Origin of the sequence: Actinosynnema sp. NPDC023658, assembly GCF_040639995.1 — a bacterium.
GTDB lineage: Bacteria > Actinomycetota > Actinomycetes > Mycobacteriales > Pseudonocardiaceae > Actinosynnema.
This window is the reverse complement of sequence record NZ_JBFAAX010000787.1, coordinates 1-2634: the sequence shown is the minus strand read 5'-3', so window position 1 is coordinate 2634 and position 2634 is coordinate 1. Positions and strand designations below refer to the sequence as shown.

Genomic DNA, 2634 nt, shown 5'->3' with positions numbered 1-2634 from the left:
CCGCAGCAGGCGGCCGGTGACGGCGTCGAACTCGTACAGGTTCGGCCTGTTGGCGGGGTCCAGCACCTGCACGCCGCGCCGCAGGTCGGCGTCACCGCCGTAGACGACGGTCGGTCCGACCTTCCACAGGCCGCCGTTGCGGTCGGTGTAGGTCGTGACGCGGTCCAGGTTCACGTCGTAGGTGGCGCGGGACGAGACGTTGCCGCTCGGCCTGGTGACGGCCGCCAGCTGGTCGGCGGCCGTCGTGCCCTGCCGGTGGTGCGTGGCCACGGCGTTCGGGCCGAGCGGGTGCGAGTAGACGGCCACCTCGTCCAGCGAGCCGCTGAAGAACCGCTGCCCCGCCGTGCCCCACGCGGGCCAGGACCCCGGCGTGGTGACCTGCGCCGCGCCGAGCTGGTTGAACGTGAGCTGCGCGTGGTCCAGCGCCACGCCGGCCGCCTTCGCCACCTGCGCGCCGTCGAGGTACAACGTCTGCGTGGCGCCCATCAGCGACAGCACGACGTGGTGCCAGCGGCCGTCGTTGACGGTGTTCGGCGAGGTCAGCGGTGCGATCGCGGTCGCGCCGAACTGGCCGCGCAGCTTGCCGTCCGTGCCGACGTACAACACCGGGACCCCTCGACCCGGTGTGGTACCGAACGCCTTGTCCTGGTAGCCGAGCAGCGGGCCGCCGGTGCCCGTGGTGTTGGCCTTGAACCACAGCTCGACCGCGCCGTCGCGGCTCTTCTTCAGCAGGCCCTTCGGCAGGTCGAGCCGGGTGGACGTGCCGTTGAACGACGCCGCCGTCCCGGTCGCGCCCGCCACCGCGCCCGCGGTGCCCAGCGCCGCGTTGACGTACGTGCCGGCGTCCTTGCCCAGGTTGAGCGCGACCTCGCTGCCGGCGGCCGTGCCCTGCGCCTCGCCCAGCCGCCAGTACGACTCCGGCAACGAGTCCAGCACCGCGCTGCGGTAGTGCGACCCGGTGCTGTAGGCGTACTTCGTGCACAGCCCGCCGGGTGCGCAGACCTGCGTCAACGCGTCCCCGGTGTAGCCGTACGTCCAGGTGGTGTTCGCGTCGGTGGTGACGGAGGTGATGTGCCCGCCGGTCCAGGTGAACCGCAGCGAGCGGCCGGCGGTGTTGCTCTGGCTGTTGGACACCTGGGCCTTGGCCAACCGGCCGTCCGAGGAGCCGTAGGTCAGCACCACCGACCGGCCCGCGCCGTCGGTGGTGCGGCTGAGCAGGCCGCTGGCCGTGAACAGGTACGACGTCCCGGACCGGTCGGCCAGCTTCCAGCCGCCCGACTCCTGGGGCAGCGCCGCGACCCGGCCCGACGGCGGCGCGTAGGTGCCGTCGGGGTTGCGCCCGTACCGGACCGCCTGGCCGTCCGGGAAGGTGATCACGACGTTGCCGGTGCCGTCGTCGTCCGGGGTCAGGCGCATGTCGTACCGGCTGGTCCAGCCCGCGCCGAACGCGCCGTCACGGCGGGGGTCGAGGCTGTTGTAGGTGCGCACGACGTTCAGCTCGGGTCCGACGGTGGCCACCGTGGCGTCCATCGCGACGTTGGAGACGCCACCGGTCTGCGGGTCGAACTCGCGCTCGTCCGACGTCCCGGCCGCGCGCGAGGTCAGCTCCGGCTGCGGCACGTCCGCGTCCAGGCCGGACTGCGGTGACGCCACCTCGTTGCCCGCGTCCCGGACGACCACCCGCCACAGGTAGCCGCGTCCCCAGTACAGCTTCCCCTCGGGGACGGTCCACTGGGGACTGGACTGGAACCCGGAGTCGAAGCAGGCGTTCGGGTCATTCGCCCGGCACACCTCGAACTTGAAGCTCAACGCCGACCCCGGCGGCGCGTCGATGTCCAGCGCCCGGCCCCACAGCATCGGCGTCAACGTCGGCGTGCGGTAGCCGTTGGGCGGGTGCAGCTCCTGCACCACCGGCGCGAGGTCGAGCACGTCCAGCGCCAGCCGTGCCGGCGGCACCTGGTGGTCGGTGAACACCACACCGCCGGTGCGGACCATCGTGAAGTCGAGGAAGTACGACCCCGGTGGCAACGCCTTGACCGTGGCGTCGACCGTGACCTTCGCCCCGCGCGCCACGGTGCCGGGCAAGGACGCCGCCCGCTGCTGGCCCACCGCCGCGCCGGTCTTCGCGTCGTACGCCCGGTAGGCCAGGTAGTAGTCCGCCGGCGTCCACGTCTCCGCGCCCCTGTTGGTGACGGTGACCTTGACCTTGCCGTCCTGGTTCTGCAGCACCGGCGGGTTCGGCACCGGGTTGGGGATGGCGTACTCCGCGGAGTAGGGGCTGTGCGTGACGAACAGCCGCGGCGGGTTCGCCGTGCCCGTGCCGGTGAACCGCTTGCCCGACAACGGGTCGGACACGTCGGCCCGCAGCGACAGGCCGTTGTTCGCGGACGTGCCGTCCACCCAGCCCTGCACCAGCTTCGTGCCGTCACCACCGAGGTCGAACACCTCCGCCGCCGCGGGGCACCCGGACGACGACTGCCCGACCGCCACGTAGCCGTGCGCGAACGACCGGCTCGCCAGCGACGTCCCCACGCCCGGTCCCGGGTAGGCGTAGGAACCGGTCGCCGTCCACGCCTGCGTCACCGGGTGCACCGTCACCGGCCGCGACCGGCACGAGTTCGCGTCGAACTCCAC

At 72.7% G+C, this 2634-nt stretch carries 1 protein-coding gene; it reads right to left on the bottom strand.

Translation table 11 applies throughout. The features are described 5' to 3' along the window. A partial coding sequence (locus AB0G02_RS34755) for a LamG-like jellyroll fold domain-containing protein (protein WP_360803035.1) occupies positions 1 to 2634 on the bottom strand: 2634 nt, incomplete at both ends.